Raw genomic sequence first — 26,178 nt, 5'->3', positions numbered from 1 at the left:
TCGGTAAAAACATTTTCAATTTTCTTGCTTTTGGCCACAGTTTTTGCAGTTTTTCCTTATTTTAAAACTTTACTAAATTTTTTAGTTCTTCAAAAAAAGGAACAATTAATAATTAAAAACCAATCAATTGTTAGTAATACATTTATTAAAAATTGGATAAAATTTTTAATGGTTGGGTTAATCTTTATTCAGGTTTTATATCCATATTTCAAATCTCAAAATTTTAACGACGATAATCTAGAACGACCATTTCTTCACGGTGCCTATCAAGTAACTCAAATAATTAAAGAAAAAGACACTTTAAAACAATGTAATTTTCCAATAAAAAACATCTTCATACACAGAAAAAATTATATCATTTTTCAAGGAAATAATAATGAAATGATCGATTATCATTTTGAGGTAGACGCTTTAAATAACAAGTTGCTTTTACAAGATTATAAAAAAAATAAAATTTCAGTTTCGTATGAATTTTCAAAAAAAGATAGTGCTTTTACACTTCAATTTAAAAACTATTATATTTTTACCAAAGCAATAAATTGGAAAGACATGCCAGCGTTACAAAATAAAAAGCATTACACAATTGATGGGATGCAATAAATTGAATATAATTTTCGTTATAAACATTGATGTAACATTAACTTGTTAAATTCGTCTTATATTTATAGGAAAGGAATTTTTATTGCATCTTTGCCAACCATAAATCCAGTTTTGCAATCTGGAAAAAAACTAACCATAAAAATGAAAAAATTAGTATTTACAACGTTTCTATTAGCTTCGATGATTTCATTGGTTTCTTGTTCAAAAGATGAAGTAGAAGAACCAATGCTAATTGTCAAATTTAATTTTGACCCAAATCAAGTTCGATTAAACGGATTTGGTCAACCATCAACAATTCCTGCAGGAAACGCTGCCCAATCACCAATTTTCAACACAATTTCAGCACACTATTTAGAACTTGCTCCAACATCAACTACACAATTAGGTCAAGGCGAAGTTGTATATCATGCTCCAGAAACAACACTTGGCGGAAGTAACGCTATAGATTTTAGCCAATCAAAAATCGTTTCACAAGGAGAAACTTTTTTAAAAATTCCACTTAGTCAAATTCAATCAGGAAATTACGAATGGCTTCGAGTTTCTTTATCATATCAAAATTATAAAATAAACATTCATCATCAAGATGTTGATTATATTGGAACCCTTGCAAGTTTTGTAGGTTTCAATACTTATATTGGCTCTCATTCTATCGGAAACAACATTTTTCCAATAAATGCTAATAGAACACAAGGATATTGGGCATTTGCATTAAACAATCAACCTTATTCTTCTTCTGGACAAGCGCCAGCTGGAGCAACCACAGTTCCAAATCCATTAGCTTCAACATCGCCAATTCCTTCAGGATCATGTGTTGTTACAGGAAAATTTCCAGAGAACCTAATAATTTCTGGCAACGAAACCCAAAACATTACAATAACACTTTCGCTATCAATAAATAATAGTTTCGAGTGGAGTGAAGTAACCACTGACGGAAAATTTGAACCATCAATTGGAGAAAATGTTGTAGATATGGGTTTGCGAGGATTGATTCCAAGTTTTGTTAAGTAGTTTTGTTTAACTAAAAACAGCATTTTTTACTGTATAACACTTTGATATTCAACGATTGTTAAATCCACTTTAAATTCATTATAAATTAGACCGAAAAGGTTGTAGTTAATAACATTATGCTGTATTTTTGTTTGATTTTTTAAAATAAATTATACAATCTTATGGCAAAATCTGCACTATTAAAGTCATCAATCGCTAAGAAATACTGGATGGCTCTTACAGGTTTGTTTTTATGCTTGTTTTTGGCAGGTCATTTAGCAGGAAATCTTCAACTGATTTTTAGTGACGCATTACATTTCAATCAATATGCGTTATTCATGACCTCAAATCCAGCTGTAAAACTACTTTCTTACCTAACTTACATTTCAATTTTATTTCACGCTGTTGATGGATTTCTATTAACCTATCAAAACATTAAAGCTAGACCAATTGGTTATGCTAAGAATAGTCCAGCTGCAAATAGTTCGTTTTCATCAAGAAACATGGCTGTTTTGGGAACATTAATTTTGGTTTTTATAGTTGTTCACATGGTAAATTTTTGGGCTGTAATGCATTTTGACGAAAAAATGCCTTTACAAACAATAACTGTTGAAGCAATGGGACAAAAACAAGAATTATTTTTAACAACAAACGAAGGATATATTCCTGTTCCTCAAGTTGCCAAAAACTTTGAAGAAGCAACCAAAATGGGAACCGCTTCTTATATTGAATATCGAACAGAATTCTATAATACTCAAGCAAAAGTTAAAATTGGCGAAGGTTACAAGGATTTACACAAAATTACTTTGGCTTTTTTCAAAGATGCTAAATTTGGATTAATTGCTACTATTTTATATGTTTTAGCAATGGCTGTTCTTGCGTTCCATTTATTTCATGGTTTTCAAAGCGCTTTTCAAACACTTGGATTAAATAATTCTAATTGGACGCCAAAAATAAAATTATTTGGAACTGCATTTGCAATCATTGTCCCAATTCTATTTGCAATAATTCCGGTTTACATTCACTTTTTCTTAAAATAATTTTATGCTGAAATTTTTTCAGTACAAATTCAAAATATTATGAAGTTAGATTCTAAAATACCAGAAGGTCACATTTCAGACAAATGGACAGATTATAAAGACCATTTAAAATTGGTTGCGCCAAACAATAGACCAAAAATTGATATTATTGTTGTTGGAACAGGTTTGGCCGGAGCATCTGCTGCAGCTTCACTAGCTGAAATGGGTTATAATGTTAAAGCTTTTTGTTTTCAAGATTCTCCTCGAAGAGCACACTCAATTGCTGCTCAAGGAGGAATTAATGCTGCAAAAAATTACCAAAACGATGGCGATAGTACTTTTAGATTATTCTATGATACTATCAAAGGTGGTGATTATAGAGCAAGAGAAGCAAACGTTCATCGTTTAGCAGAAGTTTCTTCAAATATCATTGATCAGTGTGTGGCTCAAGGTGTTCCTTTTGCTAGAGATTATGGAGGATTGCTAGACAACCGTTCGTTTGGTGGAACTCAAGTTCAAAGAACTTTTTATGCTGCAGGACAAACAGGACAACAATTGTTACTTGGAGCATATTCTTCATTATCAAGACAAATTGGTTTAGGTCGCGTTCAAATGTTTAACCGTCACGAAATGCTAGATTTAGTAAAAGTTGATGGAAAAGCAAGAGGAATTATTGCTAGAAACTTGGTAACAGGAGAATTAGAGAGACATTCAGCTCATGCTGTTGTTATTGCTTCTGGAGGATATGGAAATGTTTACTTTCTTTCTACAAACGCTATGGGAAGTAACGTAACTGCTGGTTGGAAAATTCATAAACAAGGAGCTTTGTTTGCCAATCCTTGTTATGTTCAAATTCATCCAACTTGTATTCCAATTCATGGAACCAATCAAGCCAAACTAACGTTAATGTCAGAATCGTTACGTAATTCTGGACGTATTTGGGTTCCAAAAAAGAAAGAAGATGCTCAAGCAATTCGTGAAGGAAAATTAAAGCCAACTCAACTTGCAGAAGAAGATAGAGATTATTACCTAGAAAGAAAATATCCAGCTTTCGGAAATTTAGTTCCACGAGATGTGGCATCAAGAGCAGCAAAAGAACTATGTGATGAAGGTCACGGAATAGAAGCTAACGATACTAATGAAGGTGTTTATTTAGATTTCTCTACAGAAATTCAAAATAAAGGTAAACAAACTGCTTATGCCAAAGGAAATCATAATCCAACAGCCGAAGAAATCACAAAATTAGGAAAACAGTGGCTTGAAGAAAAATATGGTAACTTGTTTACAATGTACCAAAAAATTACTGATGAAAATCCGTATGAAACTCCAATGAAAATTTATCCAGCAGTTCATTATACAATGGGTGGAGTTTGGGTAGATTATAATTTACAATCAACTATTCCAGGTTGTTTTGTAGCTGGAGAAGCTAATTTTTCTGATCATGGCGCCAATCGTCTCGGTGCTTCTGCATTAATGCAAGGTTTGGCTGATGGTTATTTTGTTTTACCTTATACAGTTTCTAATTATTTGGCAGACGAAATTAGAACAGGAAAAATATCAACTGAATCACAAGAGTTTGTTGATGCAGAAAATAATGTTAAGAATTTAATTGATAAATTTTTAAATAATAATGGCTCAAAAACCGTTGACCATTTCCATAAAAAACTAGGATTAATCATGTGGAATAAAGTCGGAATGGGACGAAATGAAGCTGGTTTAAAACAAGCTGTTGCCGAAATTTCTGCTTTAAAAGAAGAGTTTTACAAAGAAGTTAATGTGCCAGGAAGTTCAAATGAATTGAATCAAGAATTAGAAAAAGCACTTCGTGTTGCCGATTTTATAGATTTAGGACAATTAATGGCAATGGATGCTTTGCAAAGAAATGAATCTTGTGGTGGACATTTTCGTGAAGAATATCAAGATAGCGAAGGAGAAACACTTCGTGATGACGAAAACTTTTCATTTGTTGGAGCATGGGAATATAAAGGTGACGATATCACAAAATCTGAACTTCATAAAGAAGAACTAAAATACGAGTTTATTAAAATTGCAGCTAGAAATTATAAATAGTAATGAGTGATTAGTGAATAGTAATTAGAAAATGAAACAATACAAATTCATCTTCGAAAATAAATTTAAAAGACTAATCACTAATCACTAGTTACTAATCACTTAAAAAGAATAAATTATGTCTTCAGCAAAAAACATCAATATAAACCTTAAAATTTGGCGTCAAAAAAACGCTAAAACAAAAGGTAGTATGGAAACTTATAAATTAGATAATGTTTCTACAGCAAGTTCATTTCTAGAAATGCTAGATCAATTGAACGAGCAATTAATTAACGATAAAAAAGAACCTGTTGCATTTGACCACGATTGTCGTGAAGGAATTTGTGGTATGTGTTCACTTTATATAAATGGTAGAGCACATGGTCCAGATACTGGAACAACTACTTGTCAATTACACATGCGAAAATTTAAAGATGGCGAAACCATTTTTATCGAACCTTGGAGAAGCAAGGCTTTTCCAGTTGTAAAAGATTTAATTGTAGACAGAAGTTCGTTTGATAGAATTCAACAAGCTGGAGGTTTTGTATCGGTAAATACATCGGGTAGAACAATTGATGCCAACGCAACTCCAATTAATAAAAATGATGCCGACAAAGCTTTTGAAGCAGCAGCATGTATTGGTTGTGGCGCTTGTGTTGCAACGTGTAAAAATGGTTCTGCAATGTTATTTGTTGGAGCAAAAGTATCACAATATGCACTTTTACCACAAGGAAAAGTTGAAGCAACAGCAAGAGTTTTAAACATGGTTAGACAAATGGACGAAGAAGGTTTTGGAAATTGTACTAATACTGGAGCATGCGAGGTTGAATGTCCAAAAGGAATATCGTTAGAAAATATTGCTAGAATGAATAGAGAATATTTAAAAGCGAGTTTAAAGTAATTAAAGTCATTGCGAGACACGAACAATCTAAACGTATTCATTAATTTGAATACGTTTTTTATTTAAAGATTGTTTTATTTCTTATTTTAGCTAAAAAAAATGAAAACCACAACTACTTTATTGATCCTAATTTTCCCATTAATTTTATTTTCGCAACATAAAAAAAAGGCAAAATCAAATGAGTTTTCATTAAAAAATCGTTCAGTTGAAGTTTTTTCTTCTGCCGATAGCACAAATTTGAGATTAACAAAAACAGACAATCTAGAGTTTTCAGAATTAAAACAGCCATTAGAAACTCAAATTTGTGTTTTTGTAAATCCAAATAATAAATTTCAAACTTTTCTTGGAATTGGAGGAGCAATTACTGATTCAAGCGCAGAAGTTTTTGCTAAATTACCATCTAATAAACAATCTGAATTATTGAATGCATATTATAATAGTGAAAAAGGAATTGGTTACACTTTAGCAAGAACAAATATTCATAGTTGTGATTTTAGTTCCGAAAGCTACACTTACATAAAAGAAGGTGATAAAGAATTGGCAACATTTGATATAAATCATGATAAAAAATTTAGAATTCCTCTGATAAAAAAAGCAATGGAAGTTGCCGGAGATAATTTCAATTTATACGTTAGTCCTTGGAGTCCACCAGCATTTATGAAAAGCAACAACAATATGCTTAAAGGAGGAAAATTATTGCCAGAATATTATCAATCTTGGGCAAATTACTATGTTAAATATATTAGTGCAATACAAAAAGAAGGAATTCCTGTTTGGGGTTTGACAATTCAAAATGAACCAATGGCAACTCAAACATGGGAATCTTGTATCTATACTGCTGAAGAAGAAAGAGATTTTTTAAAAAATTATTTAGGACCAACAATCAAAAAAGCAGGTTTAGGAAGTAAGAAAATAATAATATGGGATCATAATAGAGATTTAATTTCTCAAAGAGTAAGCACTATTTTGGATGATCCTGAAGCAAGTAAATATGTTTGGGGAATAGGTTTTCACTGGTATGAAAATTGGAGTGGAGGAAATCCTATGTATGAAAACATTGCAAGAGTAAATGAAATGTATCCAGAAAAAAAACTACTTTTTACCGAAGGTTGTTCAGAAAGTTTTAATGAAAAACGTTATCAAATTTGGGCAAACGGAGAAAAATATGGACGATCAATGATTAATGATTTTAATAACGGAACGGTTGGCTGGACAGATTGGAATATTCTCTTAGATGAACATGGTGGACCAAATCATGTGGGAAACTTTTGTTTTGCGCCTATTCATGCCAATACAGTTTCGGGTGAACTAATTTATACTCCATCCTATTATTTTATTGGTCATTTTTCAAAATTCATTAAAAAAGGAGCAAAAAGAATTAGTAGTATTCCTAGTAGAAGTCAACTCTTAACAACTTCTTTTATTAATAATGATGGAAAAATAATTACTATAGTTATGAATCAAAGTGATAAAAAAATAATTTATAATTTATGCATTGGCACAAAAGCTTGTGAAGTTAAAATTTTACCTCATTCAATACAAACATTAGTTTATTAAAATGAAATTAAATCAAAGAGTAAAATATTATTTTTTCATAATACTATTGTTTTCAAATTTAACATTAGGTCAAAGTTATCATCAATTTGTAAACCAAATGATTGGTACTGGTGGTCATGGACATACTTATCCAGGTGCAACAGTCCCTTTTGGAATGGTTCAACTTTCTCCAGACACAAGAATTGATGGAAGTTGGGATGGATGTTCGGGTTATCATTATGATGATTCTATAATTTATGGATTTTCTCACACACATTTAAACGGAACAGGTTGTTCTGATTATGGTGATATTATGTTGATGCCAACAATGGGCGAACCAACTTTTAACCCAAAAGAATATGCTTCAACTTTTTTACATACAAATGAAAAATCCTCAGCTGGATTTTATTCTGTGAAGTTAGATAAGTATAACATTGATGTCAATTTAACAACTTCTACTCGTGTTGGTTTTCATCAATATACCTTTAACAACAATGGTTTAGCCAATATAATTCTCGATTTAAATCATAGAGATAAATTGCTATATGGCGATGTGAAAATTATTGATAATAGAACTATCGAAATTCTTAGAAGAAGCGAAGCTTGGGCAAAAGATCAATATGTTTATGCTCGAATTGAGTTTAGCGTTCCAATGACAATTAATAAAGCAGAAGCCAATCTAGAAAATCAAAAAGATTTTTATTCTGGAACAATTGTAAAAATAAGTTTTTCTAAACAAGTCATAAAAGGAGAGCAAATTTCAGTTAAAGTTTCACTTTCTCCAACAAGTTATGAAGGTGCAAAATTGAATATGTCCGAAATTAAAGATTGGGATTTCAATAAAGTTAAAAAAAATGCCGAACAACTTTGGGACGAACAATTATCCAAAATTGAAATCACAGAATCTGATTTAGATAAAAAAACAGTTTTTTACACCGCATTATATCACACAATGGTTCAACCCAATATTGCACAAGATATTGATGGAAAATACCGTGGAAGAGATAACAAAGTTCACAATGGCGAAGGATTTGATTATTATTCGGTATTCTCACTTTGGGATACGTTTCGAGCTGCACATCCTTTGTATACTTTAATCGAAAAGAAACGTACAGCCGATTTCATAAATACGTTTCTAAAACAATACGAACAAGCAGGAAGATTGCCAGTTTGGGAATTAGCTTCCAATGAAACTGATTGTATGATTGGTTATCATTCGGTTTCAGTAATGGCAGATGCAATGGCAAAAGGAATTTCTGGTTTTGATTATGAAAAAGCATTTGAAGCAGCTAAACATTCGGCTTTACTTGATCATTTAGGATTGGATGCTTATAAAAAACAAGGTTTTATTTCTATGGATGACGAGCACGAAAGTGTTTCAAAAACATTAGAATATGCTTACGACGATTGGTGTATTGCTCAAATGGCATATATCTTAAAGAAACCAGAAGATTTTAATTATTTCATGAAACGTTCTCAAAGTTGGAAGAATATTTTCGATTGGAATACCGGTTTCATGCGACCAAAGAAAAATGGCGGTTGGGACAAACCATTTGATGCAAGAGAAATCAATAATAATTATACCGAAGGAAATTCGTGGCAATATTCGTTTTTTGTGCCACAAGATATTCCTGGAATGATTGCAGCGTATGGCGGAAACGAAAAATTTGAAGCCAAACTCGATGAAATGTTCAATAGTGAAAGTAAAACTACAGGTCGAGAACAAGTAGACGTTACAGGATTAATTGGTCAATACGCACACGGAAACGAACCAAGTCATCACATGGCATATTTGTACAATTACATTGGAAAACCTGAAAAAACAACCGAAAAAGTACATTATATTTTAAATAATTTCTATAAAAATTCTCCAGACGGATTAATTGGAAACGAAGACTGCGGACAAATGAGTGCTTGGTATGTGTTGAGTTCTATTGGAATTTATTCGGTTACACCAGGAGAAGGAAGCTGGTCGGTAACAAAACCGTATTTTGACAAAACAAAAGTTAATTTAGAAAATAAAAAGTCAGAAGAAATTACACTTCAAAATTATTTAGAAAAATCAAAGTATATAGATTTAGAAAATGTAAAACATAGACAAGTAGAGATTTATCCAAAATTAATTTCTGTTCCTTTAATTCAAGCAGAAAGTAAATCGTTTAAGGATAAAATGATGGTTGAAATTGATTCACAAAACCCAAATGACATAATCTATTTTTTAATAAGTGATAAAGACGATTATCTGGCAAAAAAAGTATTTGTTCCATACTCAAAACCTTTTGAAATTTTAGAAACATCCACTATTTCTGCTTATATAAAAAATAACGAAATTCAAAGCAACACCATTTCAGCAACATACTTCAAAAAACCAAACAACTACACAATAGAAATAAAATCCAAATACAATCCGCAATATCATGCAGGAGGAAATGAAGGTTTAATTGACGGAATTTACGGTTCAACAAATTGGCGAAAAGGCGATTGGCAAGGTTATCAAAGTCAAGATTTTGAAGCAACAATCGATTTGCAATCAAAGAAAAAAGTATCCAATTTTAGCTCAACTTTTTTACAAGACCAACGTTCATGGATTTTAATGCCAACCAAAGTTGAATATTACAGCTCGACAGACAATATCAATTTTACTTTAATTGGAACTATCGAAAACAACTTGGATCCAAAATTTGATGAAAACAAAACACAAAATTTCGAATACAAATCAGCTAAAGAAATCAAAGCAAGATACATCAAAATTAAAGCATACAATTTCGGAAAATTACCAGAATGGCATCAAGGATTTGGTGGTGAAGCATTTATTTTTATTGATGAAATAACAATCAAATAAATTAGATAGGTTTCTCTAATTACTATATCTGTGTTCAAAAAAAAACATTAAGAGATACTAAAACAAGTACAGAATAAAAAGTTCATTATAAATGAAAACAGCACTAATTCAAACCGAATTATCTTGGGAAAATCCTAATGAAAACAAAGCTTTACTTCAAGAAAAAATAAACTCCATTTCGCAATATGTCGATTTGATAGTTTTACCCGAAATGTTTACCTCAGGTTTTACAATGAATCCGAAAAATGTTGCACAAACCATGCAAGGCGAAACAATTTCTTGGTTAAAAGAAACTGCAAAAAATAAAAATTGCGCCATCACAGGAAGTTTAGTAATCGAAGAAAACGGTAACTATTTTAACCGATTGGTTTTTGTTTTTCCAAATGGTGAAATACAAATTTATGATAAACGACATTTGTTTACACTAGCAGGAGAAGACAAAGTTTATACTTCTGGAAAAGAAAAATTAATTGTAGAATATAAAGGATATAAAATTTGTCCGTTAATATGTTATGATTTGCGTTTTCCAGCTTTTGCAAGAAATGTTGAAGATTATGAAGTATTAATTTATGTAGCCAATTGGCCAAAACCACGAGTAAATGCTTGGGATATTTTGCTAAAAGCAAGAGCAATAGAAAATATGTGTTATGTAATTGGCGTAAATCGAGTTGGAATTGACAATAACAATCACGAATACATTGGACATTCGCAAGCGGTTGATTTTCTTGGTAATGAAATGTTTGAAACAACTGAAAATGAATGTGTTTTTATAGTTGAATTTGACAAAAATACAATGCTAAAAACTAGAGAAAAATTAGGGTTTTTAAACGATAAAGACAACTTTATATTAATCTAAATTCACCTCGCAAAGTATTTCCAACCTCCTAAATTGCATTTTAACTTCGTACTTCGCATTTCCAACCTCGTATTTTTACTTCAAACCTACATCAAACGGTTGTTCAACATCCCAATTGGAGCGAACATCAATTTCTTTTGGAAAATAAATCACTTCCTCCGATTGGCGTTGTTCTATAAAACTCCCAGGATTCCATTCTTTATCATTATTGTCGTCATAAATCAAACGTAAAATAAACTTTGCTGGTTCAAGAAGATTAAAGTCTATAACAGTATTTTTATCTGAATATTCTTTGGCCAAAACTTTACCATCATTATCAGTTAATTCTATAATTACTGGAAAACGCTTTACTTTTTCTAAAACAACTCTTAAATTCCCATAATCCGATGTGTTTTGAGTTTCAAATTTATAATTTAAAGTATCATTAGTTTTTTCGTAAAAATCTATAAAAGCACCAGGAAAAACCTTCATCGAATATTTTTCTAACGGTTGTTTTTCAAAATCAAAAACTATTTGTTGATTATATTCGTCATAAAAAGTTGTAAAAGAAACATTTGAAGAATCTTTAGAAATAAATTTAATTTTGGCGTTGTCAATTTTTTCAATCGGAATGGTCGAATTTATTTTAAATTGATTTCTAAATGGTAAATTTCCTGTTCGTTCTGCACTAAAACTCAGCGTATCTGCTTTTTGATCTTTCAGTTTTAAAACATATTTCTGACTATAATTTTCATTTTTAACTGCAATGTTTATCGAATCGTTTTTTATTGGTTTAAACCAAATTTGTAGCGAGTCTTTCTTTGGCAATTTACTAATCCTAAAAGGAAAGTTTTCGCCAGATTTTGTTACTTCAAAAACCGCTTTCTTTGCATTTCCTTCATAACCAATTGTAGCTTTGTTTCCTGATGATTGACTTGGTTTTAAAACCTTAAAAGCAGTTTTTTCTTTAAACAAATCAAGCACAAAAACAGTATCGTTTGGCAAAGTTACATAATCGTTTATAAACCCAATTTTATCACTTTTCGGATCAAATTTATTGTTATTATTATTGTCTTTTATAGCAATTAATCGGTATTTTCCTTGCTTCAAATTTTCTAACTTTATTTCTTTTAAACTGTCAAGTGAGTTTGTAATATATCTTGGCGTTTCTTTATAAATTATTGAATCAGTGTACTTTTCATTAACTTCATACAACATAAACGAAACAAACGAAGCCGTTTTTTTTTCTAAAGCATCTTTAAAAGTTGCTTTCAGTGCCAATGAATCTATAAAACTTCCTGTAGAAAAAACATATTTAAATTGCGACAAAGTATTTCCTTCGTTGTTATCGGCAATGCTTTGACCAAAGTTAAAGCTATAAGTTGTGTTTGGCAATAAACTATCTTTTAGTTTTATAGTAATATATTTACTTGCATTATAAGGTAAAACTTCTGGCGCTTTTTTCATTGGTGGTGAAACTATAAGCTGTTTGGCAACGTTTTTCAGCTTTACATATTCATCAAAATTAAGTCTGATTTCTTTAGCTTTAAAGTTTACACTTCCGTTTTTAGGAAAACTAGAAACTAATATTGGCGCCAATGTGTCTTTAGCTCCGCCAGAAATTGTACCTCTTTTGGCACAACCAATTAGCGCTATTGCGAAAACAATAAAAATGTATTTTAGATGTTTTATTTGCATTGAACTCAATTTTCTTAACGCAAAATAACAATTATATTTAGTGTAAACGAAATCTTTTTATTTATAATTAACTAAAAAACCGTTACTGCGTCATTGCCATGCAAACAATACTTAGTTTAGCACCTGGAATTTTCAATATTTCTCTTCCACAAGATTCGAGTGTTGCTCCAGTTGTTATTACATCATCAATTAATAAAAAATGTTTGTTGTGTAATTTTTCATGACTGTTAATTTTAAAAACACTTTCAGTAACATCACTTCTTTGATTGATGTTTTTTCTAACTTGAGTGTCAGAATAAATACTTCGTTCTAAAATAGCTTCGTTATATTCAATTTTTAAACCATCAGATAATGCTTTTCCAAATTCAGTAACCTGATTATAGCCACGTTCTTTGAAACGTTTTTTGTGCAGCGGAACAGGAATTATAAAATCAACTTCATCAATTTCTGCAACAGATTTTAATTCTTCGGCGTACCAAAATCCAATTGCATTGCCAATTTCTTGATGACCTTTGTATTTTAATTTGTGAATTAATTCTTGAACAATTCCTTTTTTATGAAAATAAAATAATGCTGAAGCAAATTCTAACGGAATTCTGCCATAAAATTTTCCAATGGCATCGTTGTTTTTTGTTTTATGATGGTTAGTTAGCGGAATTTCGTGTCGGCAAGTAGTGCAAATAACCACTTCGTTTTTTAATAAAAACGAAGTGCAACCAGCACAAGATTTTGGAAAAAATAAATTCAATAAATTTTTAAACATAGTTTGATTTTGTTGTTGATTTTAGTTTCAAAACAAATTATTAGTTGATAAAAATATAAAAATCAACGATTGTATAGTCATTTCTATTACTTTTTATATTTTTGCAATATTATGGCAAAACAAGAAGATAATTTTAAGAACGTAATTTCTCATGCTAAAGAATATGGATTTATTTTTCCGAGCAGCGAGATTTATGATGGTTTAAGTGCAGTTTATGATTATGCACAAAATGGTGTTGAACTAAAGAAAAACATTCGCGAATATTGGTGGAAAGCAATGGTGCAAATGCACGAAAACATTGTTGGACTTGACGCTGCAATTTTAATGCATCCAACAACTTGGAAAGCTTCTGGTCATGTTGATGCGTTTAACGACCCATTAATTGACAATAAAGATTCTAAAAAAAGATACAGAGCCGACGTTTTAATTGAGGATTATGCCGAAAAATTAAATCTAAAAGCCAAAAAAGAAATTGAAAAAGCTCGTGAACGATTTGGCGAAAGCTTTGATGAAGAACAATACAAAACTACCAATCCAAGAGTGATTGAATATCTTTCTAAAGAAAGAGAAATTCTAGAACGAATGGGAAAATCCCTAGGAAACGGAGACTTAGAAGATGTAAAAGCTCTAATTGAAGAACTAGAAATTGCTTGTCCAGATTCTGGTTCTAGAAATTGGACCGAAGTGCGTCAATTTAATTTGATGTTTGGCACTAAACTTGGTGCTTCGGCCGATACTGCAATGGATTTATATTTGCGTCCAGAAACAGCTCAAGGAATATTTGTTAACTTTTTAAATGTTCAAAAAAGTGGTCGAATGAAAATTCCGTTTGGAATTGCTCAAACCGGAAAAGCTTTTAGAAATGAGATAGTTGCAAGACAATTTATTTTCCGTATGCGTGAATTTGAACAAATGGAAATGCAATTTTTTGTAAAACCAGGCGAAGAAATGAAATGGTATGAATACTGGAAAACTACACGTTTAAACTGGCATTTATCACTTGGTTTAGGAAAAGAGAATTATCGTTTTCACGATCACGAAAAATTGGCTCATTATGCAAATGCTGCTGCCGATATCGAATTTAATTTTCCGTTTGGATTTAAAGAATTAGAAGGAATTCACTCAAGAACAGACTTTGATTTAAAAGCACACGAACAATTTTCGGGTAAAAAGTTACAATATTTTGATACTGAAGAAAATAAAAATTATGTTCCTTTTGTAGTTGAAACTTCGGTTGGATTAGACAGAATGTTCTTGGCAGTTTTTGCAACATCTTTAAAAGAAGAAACGCTTGAAGATGGTTCTACAAGAACAGTTTTGAGTTTGCCAAGTGTTTTAGCACCAACAAAAGCTGCGGTTTTTCCGTTAATAAAAAGAGATGGACTTCCAGAAGCTGCTCAAAAAATAATTGAAGATTTAAAATGGGATTTTAATGTGGCTTATGATGAAAAAGATGCTGTAGGAAGACGTTATCGTCGTCAAGATGCATTAGGAACACCTTTTTGCATCACTGTTGATCATCAAACATTAGAAGACAACACAGTAACTATTCGTCATAGAGATTCTATGAAACAAGATAGAGTTGCAATTGATGAATTGCGAACTATTATAAATAATGAAGTTTCTATGCGTAATTGGTTAATGAGAACGGTTTAGATTTTAAAATATTTATTTTACATAAAAAAAATTCCACTAAATTTTAGTGGAATTTTTTTATCTTAATTATTTTTTAAAACCTATAGCCAATATTTAAATCACCTCTAAAAATTGCATCTGGTATTGAGTCAGAATTTCCTAATGTTCTTCCTGCACCAACTAATATTTCAAAAACAAATCCTGAGTTATTCACCCATTTTTTTCCTAAAGAAAGTCCTAATGCTGCAGCATTGTATTTGGTTTTAGAATTATTTATACTGTAGTTATTATAATAATTACCAGAACTATATTTTCCAAAACCTTCAACAAAAAAGCCATAAGCGCCATATTCTTTAGTTTCTTGAAAATAAAAACGTGCAAATGGTGTTATTGAAAAATCTTCTGGATAATCATTACCAGTATTTAAATTTACTAACAACGAACTTCCGTAGGTAAAATCCTTACTTTTTATATATTCATAAGTTCCTTCAAAAATTGGTCCTGCTAGCATTTTTATTGCGCCCAATTTTACTTCGTGTTTCTTTTCACTTAAAGTTTTTTTTGTTTTTTGTGGTTCTTGAGCAATTCCAATTGAAAAAACAAATAAGCATAAAATAATGTAAATTTCTTTCATTTTTTTCATCAAATATAATTGAAATTAGTATTTAAAAATTATTTTATGTTAATTAATTCTCACGAGGCAAATTAATTTCGGTAAGCACAAAATCTTTAACCTTTTCCCAAGTTTTTTCGTTTAGCGAATAACTAATGTTATTTCCTTTTACTTTTCCTTTAATAAGTTTTACTCTTTTTAGTTCAGAAAGATGCTTTGAAACTGTAGATTGTGCCAAAGGAAGAACTTCTATAATATCACCACAAACTGATGATGGAGTTGCCATTAAAAACTGAATAATTTTTAATCGCGCAGGATTTCCTAATGCTTTCAATATATCAGCCATTTCATTGATTTTAAAGGCAAATCCAAAGGTTTTAGTGATTCCCATATCGCTATGTGTGGTATTTTATTTGTTTATTATTATTTCTTCAAAAAATAGTTATTAGTAATTTTTAATTCATCCTAATAGTACATTATTAAGTCAACTTTCAAAGAGCTTTCAAATTTATAAAAAGTTTAATAATATCAAAGCACAAATCAAACTCTTTTATTTTTCGTTTTTTAAACTCTAAAACTATCTAAGTAACCGAATTTATTATTAGTGTCAAGTATTTTTCAAAGTAGCATATCGAAATATCACCATATTTATTTTTATGTTCAATAATTTCATGTTTTTAGAAATAGATTGTTAATAACCTATTTCAATCTGATTTTGTTCAGACAAGACTTTTGTTTGCCGTTTTAACTACTTTCTGTGAGAAATTTTCTAATTTAATATTTTTCTAATTTCATCATGTTGCTTCTAGTAGAAAACAAATTAAATTAATATAAAATTTTGTTAATCAATGTTTTACACTAATTATTTAATTCTATTAATAGCTATATTGCAATATAAATTTAGCTTTATTCTAACTTTTGTAATTAACCACAAAACGTAAGAAAAAACTTTATAATAAATGTTCTTTATCGATGATTTTTTCTTTTAAACTAAAATTCATTGATTGTTAAAAAAACATTTTTCAATATCATTTTCATACTATGTAAAACTGCTACTTTAGTAACGTTATAAAAAGTGTGTTTTTATAACAAAATTTTATAAAAATAGTCCCAAACTATCTTTTACCTAACCTTGAGTTTGTGTGAGCTCTAAAAACTAATGCTTTACCCCAAAAAGTAAGGCAATTGAAGCATTTTACGTATGTAATTATTGATGACGACCAACAAAATGGGTTGAAGACTAAAGCTATTGCTGAAGGTTTTCAATCACTAATTTTTTTGGCTACAGCTCATAATTATGACGATGGTTTAGATTGTATTCTTGAACACAAGCCAGATATTGTTTTTTTAGAAATTGATCCTTCAGATAAAGATTCTAACCTTTCTTTGCATCTTATCAATGAATTGCATCGCTATTTAACTGTAATTCCTAAAGTTTTTATCACAACCAAAAACGATGCACTTTGCTTTAATGCTTTTAAATATGGCGTTTTTGATTATTTTTTGTTTCCGTTAGAAGCTAAAGAATTGCGCAAATCTGTATTTCGATTAGAGAAAGAATATACATCTACAACTCCAATTTCTAAACAACAATTTGTTGCAACTGCAAGTAATACTGTTTCAGATTTAAAACCTATAACTTCAACAAACACATTAGAAGATGAAAATCAAGTGGTTGCTATTGAAGTTTTAGATGAAATTTCACCAAGTACAATTGAGAATGAAGAAGAAACAAATTTAGATAGTGAAATAATTGATGAAACGGAAGAAGAAATTATTGAAACAGTTGACAATGAAATCATTAAAGTTGACGATGAAGAGATTGAAAATAATCTCGTTGAAAATAAATTAGAAACTAACGAAAACAAAGAAGTAACGTTTTTACAAGTCGAAAACACTAAAGAAAAGCCATTAATAATTTGTGTAAAGTCTTATGGCGATTACCGTTATATCGAAGCCAAAGACATTTGTTATCTTCAGGCAGATAATAATTCGACAGACATTCATTTGCATACTGGCGAAATGATTACTGCTTTTAAAACATTAAAACACTTTGAAGGAGTTTTAAAATATCCATTTGCAAGAATCCACAATAGTTATATTGTAAACATTGATTTTGTATCTAGAATTCATACTGGAAATGCAGTTTGCCATATAAAAAACACTACAACCAAACTTCCTTTTTCTAAATCCTATAAAGAAAATATAGACGCAATTATAACTACTATTGCTTCTGGAAATTATTTGGAGATTTAATTATTTATTTTGTAGATATATTTTTATTTACTAGTTTCACAAAAACAAATTGATGGACATAAATGTTATAATGATTGATGATCATTTACCAATTATTGAAGGTTATAAATCAATGTTATCCTACAATACAGCTGGTTATAAACTCAACACCATCATGGCAATTGATTGTGAAACAGGTTATAAAGCAATTTCAAATTCTAATTATACAAATAGTATAGATGTTGTTTTTGTTGATATAGCATTACCAGCATTTGCAGAAAAAAACATTAACTCTGGCGAAGAATTAGTGCCAATAATAAAAAAGTTTCTGCCACAAGCTAAAATTGTAATTCTTACTTCACATACCGAATCGTTTGTTTTATGTCGCATAATAAAAGAATTAAATCCTAATGGAATTATAGTAAAAAACGACATTACAGCCAATGATTTTATTGTTGGTTTTGAAGCCATCATGAAAGGCGAAAACTATTATAGTAAAACGGTACTTAAAAGCCAGAAAGAAATTACAGCCAGCAAAAAAACACTTGACAGTTACAACCAGCAAGTAATAACGTTGCTTGTGCAAGGTGTAAAAAATAAAAACATACAAGAACAACTACAACTATCAAGAAGCGCAATAGACAAGCGAAAAGTAGCCATAAAAGAGTTTTTCGGAATTGATAAAGGAACAGATGAAGACATAATAAAAGCTGCTAGAAATCACAATTTAATTTAAAAACAATTATTGATTGGCCACAGATTCACTGATTTAATGAACTAGCAAAGATTATTCAATATAAAACACCAATTCTATAAAATCTATCAAGAGCAAAGCGACTAAAGCGTTAAGAAACTATGAAAACTATGTGGTTTAAATAAATTTGTAGCAAAACATAAAAAAAACAAACCCACAAAACCCAATAAAACCGACATTTTCTAAAAAAAAATCATCAAAAACAAAACTTTAACATAAAAGTAAACAAAATGCTTACTTTTTTATAAAATAAACCAATTAGTTTTACAACATCAAAAACAAACAATTAAGTAAAAACTAAAAACTGGGTAAAAACCGAGACTTGCCATCTTAAAAAGTGACACGATACAAAAAATGCTTTTCTAGTTATTTGTATAAGTAATAAAACAGAAAACTTTTATTTATTTTAGAGGTTTGTTATTAAATAAAAGCAACGAAAAACCAACCAAAAAAAAAGCAGCCATACCATTAACTGTTTTCGACGACAATTAGTATGACTGCAATAATTAGAAAATTATATACAAATTTATGAAAAATTTATTATTTGGCTTAATTGCCTCGATTATTTTTGGTTGTACTGCAATTGCACAAAATCAAATTAAACCAGAAGATTTTGGTTTTTATCACAATGAAGGTCTTGAATTATTAAAAGACAGTAAATCAGAATGGGTTAAAAAAGATATAAATGAAATTTTAGATTTTGCTACAAATCAAATGGCAATTAAATATCCTAAGTTGTTTTCAGATATTGATTTGGAGGAGTTGCATAAAGTTTACGAAGGTCATGTTTATGGTAAATTTAGTTATGAAGATTGCATTATTATATGGAAAACAAACAAACAAGAGTATATAAAAAACAACAAACTTTCTTTTGTATCTGCAAAAGTCATCGACAAAATTATTTCAGACAATCTTACTGTTGATGAAGCATTAAACGAATTTGAAAATGCTTTGAAAAACAAAGACTTAAATGAAAATGATGTAAATAGTTTAACCGCAGGAAAATCTTTACTAAAGAGTTCTGATGAGTTTTGGACAGCAAACCCAAACTCGTATACTAAAGCAAAACCTATACGATCAAGAATTGCAGACCTTGTGGTCGGATTAATGTTCTTTGAATCAGGTCCTTTTGCTGCCATTGCAGGTTTTGCTGCATCTGAATTTGTAACAGCTTCTGGGCAATAAATATAAAAACAAGTAAATGATAACAAAAGAAAAAATATTAAAAAATTTAAGCAAGTATGATTATCAGTTTGTTGAAAACACGAATAGTTTAATAATCAAACTAGATTTTTCACATCAGGTTTCAATAGACTTTATGAGTAATGGTCAGATTATCATAAAAGATAAATTAGTTCATTGGAATTTTTTGACTGGTGGAATCTCAATGAGTTTGAAAAACGCAATGATTTATAATTTTATTGGTATTGTTGTATTTACTGGATTGTCAACTTTTGAATTTAGCGGAAACTTTAATTTGAATCTAATTCCTTTTTTTATAGGATATGTTGCATGGGTATTAATGTTTACTGCATTTTACAATATCAAATTAGAAAGTTTTAAAGTACAGATAATTACTTGGACTAATGAATAAAGTACTAATCTTATAATAAAATTATAATTATGAAAAACATAATCCCATTTGCTCTTGCTGTTTTAATATTCTTGGTTTCTGTTTTAATAAAAAAACATATTAAATTAAGAATTATTATTTTAGGTATAGCAATAATAGTAATTTTTACATCTTCAATTTTATATAATGAAAATAGATATCCGGGATTATTCTTTTCTTTAATTGGGATAATTTATCTAATTAAATTAATAAAAACTTTTAAGTTAACAAAATCAGAATAAGAATGAGGATGATACTTATTTCATTACTAACTTTCTCAAATGCAAAACTAGAGAAAGCACAAAGAAGTAATGAAGTAAGTAGAATCTGTTCGGGTTCTTAAAAGTAACATAAAAGTAAAAAACTATGAAAACAAAATCAAATCTCTTTGTGTTTATAGTATATATAATAGTATTTCAGCTAGTTGCGGCACTATTTTATTTTGTATTTGATGTAAAATATTTCGTTACATTATTTAGTGTATCTGTTATACTTGCTATAATTACTATAAGCAGAAAGAAAGTTTAAAATAAAAAAAAATTTAACATAAAAAAAATAATACTAGTAGTATTACTTCTTCCTGCACTAACTTTCTCTCAATCCAATCTAGAAAAAGTACTGCGTAGTGGCGAAGTAATAATAACCGGATTATCGTTCTTAAAAGCAGCCAAAACCGAAGCTAAACCTAATTGTTTTAAAAAAATTAAACAAAAACAAAACTTTAACATAAAAGTAAGCAAAATGCTTACTTTTTTATAAAATAAACCAATTAGTTTTACAACATCAAAAACAAACAATTAAGTAAAAACTAAAAACTGGGTAAAAAAGAAGACTTGCCATCTTACCAAAAGTGACACGATACAAAAAATGCTTTTCTAGTTATTTGTATTAGCAATAAAACAGAAAACTTTTATTTATTTTAGAGGTTTGTTATTAAATAAAAGCAACGAAAAACCAACCAAAAAAAAAGCAGCCATACCATTAAATGTTTTCGACGACAATTAGTATGACTGCAATAATTATAAAATTATATACAAATTTATGAAAAATTTATTATTTGGCTTAATTGCTACCGTATTATTTAGTTTAAATGGGAATGCTCAGACTTCAAACCAAGAATGGCTTGATATGATGGAAACATATAAAAGTTTAGTTGAGAGTGAAATTTCTAAAGAATGTCCAAAGGAATTTGATCTTCAGGATTTTAAAAAATCTTTAATAAACGGAGAAAATAAATTATCAGAAACTGCCGAAAAAACAATTCTTACTTATGCGGAACCATTAATTAAATATGGTCTTGAATTTGCTAAAAAAAACAATTTAAAAGAACTAGAAGTATCAGATTTAATATTTTACAGTAGCATTTCACCTAAAGTTATAGTTGAAAATGGCGAAATAATTACAGCAAAAGTTGGTGAACCTGGATTAACTATGTCAGAAGTATTCCATTGCGCTATAAATGCTTTAGGTGGTGATGCTTTATATTCACTAGCTTTCTCTGGAGCAACTTCTTGGACTGCGGCTGCATTAACAACTACTTTTACCGGTGTTGCTAAAAGATTTTTAGGACCACTTGGAGTTGCTATTGCTGTTGTCACCTTTGGTATTTGTATTGCAGGCGCAGTATAAAAAAAATTATTAACACAATAAAATCATTTTTTATTATGAACACATTAGAAATAATATCAGATTTATTCTTTCATGCAATAATTATTTTATCAGTATTTGAAAGATTGAAAAAATTTTATCAATCGATACAAGATTATAAAAACACAAAAGATTCTAAAAAAATCTATGGAGAGTTATTTATTTTAATTATTGTTATTGTTATTTCATTTTTCATTTATAGATTTTTCATTTATAAATGAGATGTATAAAAATATTTTTAATATTATTTTTTACTTCATCATTATGTTTCTCTCAATCCAATCTAGAAAAAGTACTACGAAGTGGCGAAGTAATAATAACCGGATTGTCGTTCTTAAAAGCAACCAAAACCGAAGCTAAACCTAACGATGTTAAGTTTATAGAATCGCTTTGCATAAAAAACAAGCTTAGTGATAAAATAACCTTTAGCATTGTGGGCACAGACCAAGAAGATAACGTTGTAAAAAAAGAACTAGTAATCCAAAAAGACGGAAAAGAATGTGTCTTTGAACTACCAAAAGGCATTTATACTTATGAAATTGTGCTGGCCAACAAAGAAGTGTTCAAGAAAGGCGAATACAAGTTTGATGAACAACTTACCATAACGGTAAAACTAGAGTAACCCAAAGTGAGTTTCAAGTAGTTTTTTGAAACTCACTTTTTTTAGTATATTAGTACCAGGATGACTACAATTATAAAACAAAACCATGAAAAAATCTTTAAATTTAATACCATTTTTATTATTAGGACTTTATTTTCTTTTTATTAGAACATATGATAATATTAGTTTTCTAATTAAAATGATTATTATTAGTTCTATAATTTTAATATCGTCATTTATTTTATATAGAAACAATCAAAACAATCAAATTCCCAAAAACAGACTATTTGTTTTTTTTGGATTTGTAGCAGTTTCTTTTTTGATTTTTTTATGGTTTTTGTATAAATAATTATGTTATTATGACAAAGAAAAAAATGTTTTTTGCCTTACTTGTTTATATTGTTTTGGTAATAGTTGCCAAGTTAATCTCTAAACTTTTAAGTAATAATTTCTCAATAAATATAGAAAATAGTGTTCTCGTATGTTTTTTAACAATGGGTTTAATTGTTTATGTAATATTTAACTATAAGACCAAATAAATTTATGTAATCAAGATTTTTTAAAATGATATGAAAGCAAAAATAGTTGCCTTATTACTTATTTTCATAAATTTTGCTAATGCTCAATCCAATCTAGAAAAAGTATTGCGTAGTGGTGAAGTAATAATAACCGGATTGTCGTTCTTAAAAGCAGCCAAAACCGAAGCTAAACCTAACGATGTTAAGTTTATAGAATCGCTTTGCATAAAAAACAAGCTTAGTGATAAAATAACCTTTAGCATTGTGGGTAAAGACCAAGACGATAACGTTGTAAAAAAAGAACTAGTAATCCAAAAAGACGGAAAAGAATGTGTCTTTGAACTACCAAAAGGCATTTATACTTATGAAATTGTGCTCGCCAACAAAGAAGTGTTCAAGAAAGGCGAATACAAGTTTGATGAACAACTTACCATAACGGTAAAATTAGAGTAACCCAAAGTGAGTTTCAAGTAGTGTTTTGAAACTCACTTTTTTTAGTATATTAGTACCAGGATGACTACAATTTTAAAATTTATTACCGTTGCGCTACTACTGCTTTTGGCAAGTTGTACCAAAAAACCACCAACTAAAGCCCAAGCCAACAATGATTCTATTAAGAAATACTTGGCTATTGCTAAAAATGACACCTTAGACTTTAAGATTCGTGATGAGTATAATGAAAAAGCTTTTAAGTTGCTTGATTTTAATAAAAATGATAGTGTTTTAAGATGGTTTTTAAAAGAGATTTCTTACAATAATTTAGAAATAGGAAAAAGGGATAAATATAAAGAGCAATCTAAAATTCATTTTACTTTTTCTAATAAAGCTAAGGATACACTAGGATTAGCAAGATTTTACAGGTTAAAAGCAGTTTTTTTTAAAAAATCTAAAATTTATGACAGTGCTTTTTTTTATTATGAAAAAGCTGAAAAGAACTACTTAAAAGTCCATAATAATGATGGCTTGATTAATGTTTTGCTTTATAAGTCGATGTTGCAAAACAATTTGAATGATTATCTAGGTGCTGAGTATACAATTAGTAAAGCATATTTTTTAATAAATAAGGATACAAGATTAATAGTAAAATATTCTATTTATGTTGAGCTAGGTAATATTTATCATAATTTAAAAAATTATAATAAAGCAATTAACTTTCACAGAAAATCTTTGACTTTTGCTAAAAAGTACAATGTAATTGGATATGATAATTCAAACGTAATTGGTACAAGTTTAAACAATATTGGAAATGTCTATAGAGAAAAAAAAGATTATGAAACAGCTGTTTTTTATTTTAAAGAAGGTTTAAAAGAGAATAATCTTTTAAAAAATGATCCAGAATCATATGCGATTTTATTGAACAATCTTGGCGATTGTTATATAAATAGTAATAATTATAAAGGATTGCCAAACTTATTAATAAAAGCTGAAAAAACATTTGACAGTTTAAATGTTTGGAATGAACAATCAATTAGTAATATATATTTGTCAAATTATTATTGTAAAGTTAACGATACATTAAAAGCTATTTCTTATTCAAATAAAGCATTAAAAATCGCCAAAGAATCTAAAGCAAGTAACTATTATCTTTTTGTTCTTGAAAACGCAGGTAAAATTGAAAAAAAAAATGCATCTAAGTATTTAGAGCAGTATCATAAACTAAGCGACAGTTTGCTCTTTGAAGAACGAAAAGCACGCAGTCAATTTCACAAAATTCAACTAGAAACCAACGAAATTACCAAAGAAAAAGAAACAGCCATACATCAAAAATGGGTGCAAATGTCAATATTCATAGCGGTTTTAACCATCGCTATATTGCTATTTGTAATTATTAGTCAGCGAGCCAAACAAAAAGAGTTGCAGCTCTTGCAAGACCAACAAAAAGCCAACGAAGAAATTTATCAATTAATGCTTAACCAGCAAATGGTTGAGGAAGAAGTAAAGCTAAAAGAAAAAAAACGCATTGCGCTAGAACTTCACGATAACATCATGAACAAATTGGCTAGCACAAGGTTTAATTTGTTTAAACTTTCTAAAACAACCGACCAAGCAACAATAGATGATGCTTTAATTCATATAGAAAAAATTAAAGATATTGAAGACGAAATAAGAGATTTAACACATGATCTTACCAAAGAGGTGTTTCAGGATTCTAGCAGTTATAAATCGCATTTAGAGAAGTTTATTGCCGATCAAAACAAGCTTCACAGCACCAATTATACTCTAGAGATTGAAGCCGATATAGTTTGGGAAAAAATTTCGAGCAAAATAAAAATGCACCTTTACCGCATTATTCAAGAAGCCATTCACAACATCAATAAACATGCTCAAGCAAGTAAAGCAACTATTGCACTAATTCTAGACGAAGAAAACATTTGTATGTCGGTTCAAGACAACGGCATTGGCTTTGAACAAGATTCAACTACTGATGGTATTGGAATAAAAAACATGAAACACCGACTAAAATTGGTAAACGGAAAAATTACAATTCAATCGACTAAAGATAATGGAACGGTTTTGTTTTTAAGAATGCCATTGGCGCAAAAATAAATCTCCGTCAAATCGAGTGTTTTCAATGGAATGTAATGCAATTGAAAATGTATCGAGATTAACACAACTTCTCGATACAATTTTATCTCCGTTTCGCTGCGATAAAACCACTCGAAGTGACGTGAAGAGTATATTTATATTAAAGTGAAGAACTACAACCCAAACTAAACTTTGCGACTTTGCGTCTTTGCAAGAAAAAGAAAAATATAAAAACTTGCAAAACTCATAACTCACAACCCACAACTCATAACTCATAACTCACAACTCACAATAAAAAACTCACAACAAAAAACCTTCGTGACTTCGTGACTTTGTGGCAAATAACACAAACAAAAAAAACATAAATAACTAAAAACCAATAAACTAAGTAAATAAAACCCCAAAACTAATACACGTAAAACTACGTGGTTTACTAAAACTCCATTCACCATGATTTGGCATTCATTCACTACCAAACGATGCCATTCTACATTAAACACTATAAAACGTATAAATCGCAATGCAATGCTATAGTAGTTTTACCTCGTTGAAAGTCACCAAAACATGTATAATGACAATCAGCACAAACCAAAAAACTAAAAAATTAATTAACAACCTAAAAATCCCAAACATTATGAAAAAATTATTTACAATCACATCGTTATTACTATTAATGATTTCTTTAACATCTTTTACTGAGCCAACTGATGTTGGAGGACAATCAGCATTAAGACCAACATTTGAAGTTGGAGGTCAATCAGCATTAAGTCCCGCGGTCGATCGCCGTGCGCGCAGCCTGCAGACCCG

At 29.6% G+C, this 26,178-nt stretch carries 23 protein-coding genes; 19 read left to right on the top strand and 4 right to left on the bottom strand.

All coding sequences use genetic code 11. From position 1 onward, the window contains the following. The 8 genes from ACH2BO_RS05230 to ACH2BO_RS05195 all read left to right on the top strand — a co-directional run. The coding region (locus tag ACH2BO_RS05230) for a hypothetical protein (protein WP_395043695.1) at positions 1-600 on the top strand (600 nt) is incomplete at its 5' end. 141 nt (positions 601-741) lie between these two features. After that, on the top strand, positions 742-1,608 hold the full coding sequence (locus ACH2BO_RS05225; protein WP_395043694.1) for a hypothetical protein: 867 nt from the start codon (positions 742-744) through the stop codon (positions 1,606-1,608). Positions 1,609-1,769: 161 nt separating this feature from the next. Beyond that, positions 1,770-2,627 (top strand): succinate dehydrogenase cytochrome b subunit, encoded by an 858-nt coding sequence (locus ACH2BO_RS05220; protein WP_395043693.1) that lies wholly within the window; start codon positions 1,770-1,772, stop codon positions 2,625-2,627. A gap of 39 nt (positions 2,628-2,666) precedes the next feature. Continuing rightward, entirely contained in the window at positions 2,667-4,676 is a 2,010-nt protein-coding gene (locus ACH2BO_RS05215) for a fumarate reductase/succinate dehydrogenase flavoprotein subunit (RefSeq protein WP_395043692.1), read from the top strand. Between the two features lie 118 nt (positions 4,677-4,794). After that, on the top strand, positions 4,795-5,556 hold the full coding sequence (locus tag ACH2BO_RS05210) for a succinate dehydrogenase/fumarate reductase iron-sulfur subunit (protein ID WP_395043691.1): 762 nt from the start codon (positions 4,795-4,797) through the stop codon (positions 5,554-5,556). Between the two features lie 99 nt (positions 5,557-5,655). Continuing rightward, positions 5,656-7,113 carry a glycoside hydrolase family 30 beta sandwich domain-containing protein gene (locus ACH2BO_RS05205; protein ID WP_395043690.1) on the top strand — a complete coding sequence of 486 codons (1,458 nt, stop codon included), beginning with the start codon at positions 5,656-5,658 and terminating at the stop codon, positions 7,111-7,113. A gap of 1 nt (position 7,114) precedes the next feature. Further along, positions 7,115-9,934, top strand: a complete 2,820-nt coding sequence (locus tag ACH2BO_RS05200; RefSeq protein WP_395043689.1) for a GH92 family glycosyl hydrolase — start codon at positions 7,115-7,117, stop codon at positions 9,932-9,934. Positions 9,935-10,025: 91 nt separating this feature from the next. Then, a complete protein-coding gene (locus tag ACH2BO_RS05195) occupies positions 10,026-10,790 on the top strand; it encodes a nitrilase family protein (RefSeq protein ID WP_395043688.1) in 765 nt (254 codons plus the stop codon). Between the two features lie 75 nt (positions 10,791-10,865). Here the strand turns inward: ACH2BO_RS05195 and ACH2BO_RS05190 are convergent, their stop codons facing one another. Next, entirely contained in the window at positions 10,866-12,467 is a 1,602-nt protein-coding gene (locus ACH2BO_RS05190; protein ID WP_395043687.1) for an Ig-like domain-containing protein, read from the bottom strand. 82 nt (positions 12,468-12,549) lie between these two features. Then, positions 12,550-13,230, bottom strand: coding sequence for a ComF family protein (locus ACH2BO_RS05185; RefSeq protein WP_395043686.1), 681 nt, complete (start codon positions 13,228-13,230; stop codon positions 12,550-12,552). 111 nt (positions 13,231-13,341) lie between these two features. Between ACH2BO_RS05185 and ACH2BO_RS05180 the strand changes: the two genes are divergently transcribed. After that, on the top strand, positions 13,342-14,886 hold the full coding sequence (locus tag ACH2BO_RS05180; protein WP_395043685.1) for a glycine--tRNA ligase: 1,545 nt from the start codon (positions 13,342-13,344) through the stop codon (positions 14,884-14,886). 73 nt (positions 14,887-14,959) lie between these two features. Here the strand turns inward: ACH2BO_RS05180 and ACH2BO_RS05175 are convergent, their stop codons facing one another. Beyond that, positions 14,960-15,499, bottom strand: coding sequence for a hypothetical protein (locus ACH2BO_RS05175; protein WP_395043684.1), 540 nt, complete (start codon positions 15,497-15,499; stop codon positions 14,960-14,962). Between the two features lie 52 nt (positions 15,500-15,551). Continuing rightward, positions 15,552-15,869 (bottom strand): ArsR/SmtB family transcription factor, encoded by a 318-nt coding sequence (locus ACH2BO_RS05170; protein WP_395043683.1) that lies wholly within the window; start codon positions 15,867-15,869, stop codon positions 15,552-15,554. A gap of 794 nt (positions 15,870-16,663) precedes the next feature. Between ACH2BO_RS05170 and ACH2BO_RS05165 the strand changes: the two genes are divergently transcribed. The 10 genes from ACH2BO_RS05165 to ACH2BO_RS05120 form a co-directional block, all read left to right on the top strand. Then, entirely contained in the window at positions 16,664-17,734 is a 1,071-nt protein-coding gene (locus tag ACH2BO_RS05165) for a LytR/AlgR family response regulator transcription factor (protein ID WP_395043682.1), read from the top strand. Between the two features lie 52 nt (positions 17,735-17,786). Further along, positions 17,787-18,449 (top strand): hypothetical protein, encoded by a 663-nt coding sequence (locus tag ACH2BO_RS05160; RefSeq protein WP_395043681.1) that lies wholly within the window; start codon positions 17,787-17,789, stop codon positions 18,447-18,449. Positions 18,450-18,995: 546 nt separating this feature from the next. Next, positions 18,996-19,652: a hypothetical protein gene (locus ACH2BO_RS05155; protein ID WP_395043680.1), complete on the top strand. Its 657-nt coding sequence runs from the start codon at positions 18,996-18,998 to the stop codon at positions 19,650-19,652. A gap of 16 nt (positions 19,653-19,668) precedes the next feature. Next, positions 19,669-20,061: a hypothetical protein gene (locus ACH2BO_RS05150; protein WP_395043679.1), complete on the top strand. Its 393-nt coding sequence runs from the start codon at positions 19,669-19,671 to the stop codon at positions 20,059-20,061. 29 nt (positions 20,062-20,090) lie between these two features. Beyond that, positions 20,091-20,321 carry a hypothetical protein gene (locus tag ACH2BO_RS05145; protein WP_395043678.1) on the top strand — a complete coding sequence of 77 codons (231 nt, stop codon included), beginning with the start codon at positions 20,091-20,093 and terminating at the stop codon, positions 20,319-20,321. A 799-nt stretch (positions 20,322-21,120) separates the two neighbouring features. Beyond that, positions 21,121-21,708 carry a hypothetical protein gene (locus tag ACH2BO_RS05140; RefSeq protein ID WP_395043677.1) on the top strand — a complete coding sequence of 196 codons (588 nt, stop codon included), beginning with the start codon at positions 21,121-21,123 and terminating at the stop codon, positions 21,706-21,708. Between the two features lie 235 nt (positions 21,709-21,943). After that, positions 21,944-22,348 carry a hypothetical protein gene (locus ACH2BO_RS05135; protein WP_395043676.1) on the top strand — a complete coding sequence of 135 codons (405 nt, stop codon included), beginning with the start codon at positions 21,944-21,946 and terminating at the stop codon, positions 22,346-22,348. A gap of 548 nt (positions 22,349-22,896) precedes the next feature. Then, entirely contained in the window at positions 22,897-23,298 is a 402-nt protein-coding gene (locus tag ACH2BO_RS05130; protein ID WP_395043675.1) for a hypothetical protein, read from the top strand. A gap of 60 nt (positions 23,299-23,358) precedes the next feature. After that, on the top strand, positions 23,359-25,392 hold the full coding sequence (locus ACH2BO_RS05125) for a tetratricopeptide repeat protein (protein WP_395043674.1): 2,034 nt from the start codon (positions 23,359-23,361) through the stop codon (positions 25,390-25,392). Between the two features lie 550 nt (positions 25,393-25,942). Next, positions 25,943-26,178: hypothetical protein (locus tag ACH2BO_RS05120; RefSeq protein ID WP_395043673.1), on the top strand; the 236-nt coding region annotated here is incomplete at its 3' end.

Origin of the sequence: Flavobacterium sp. (genome assembly GCF_043773265.1) — a bacterium.
GTDB lineage: Bacteria > Bacteroidota > Bacteroidia > Flavobacteriales > Flavobacteriaceae > Flavobacterium.
This window is presented reverse-complemented; position numbering and strand designations above follow the sequence as displayed.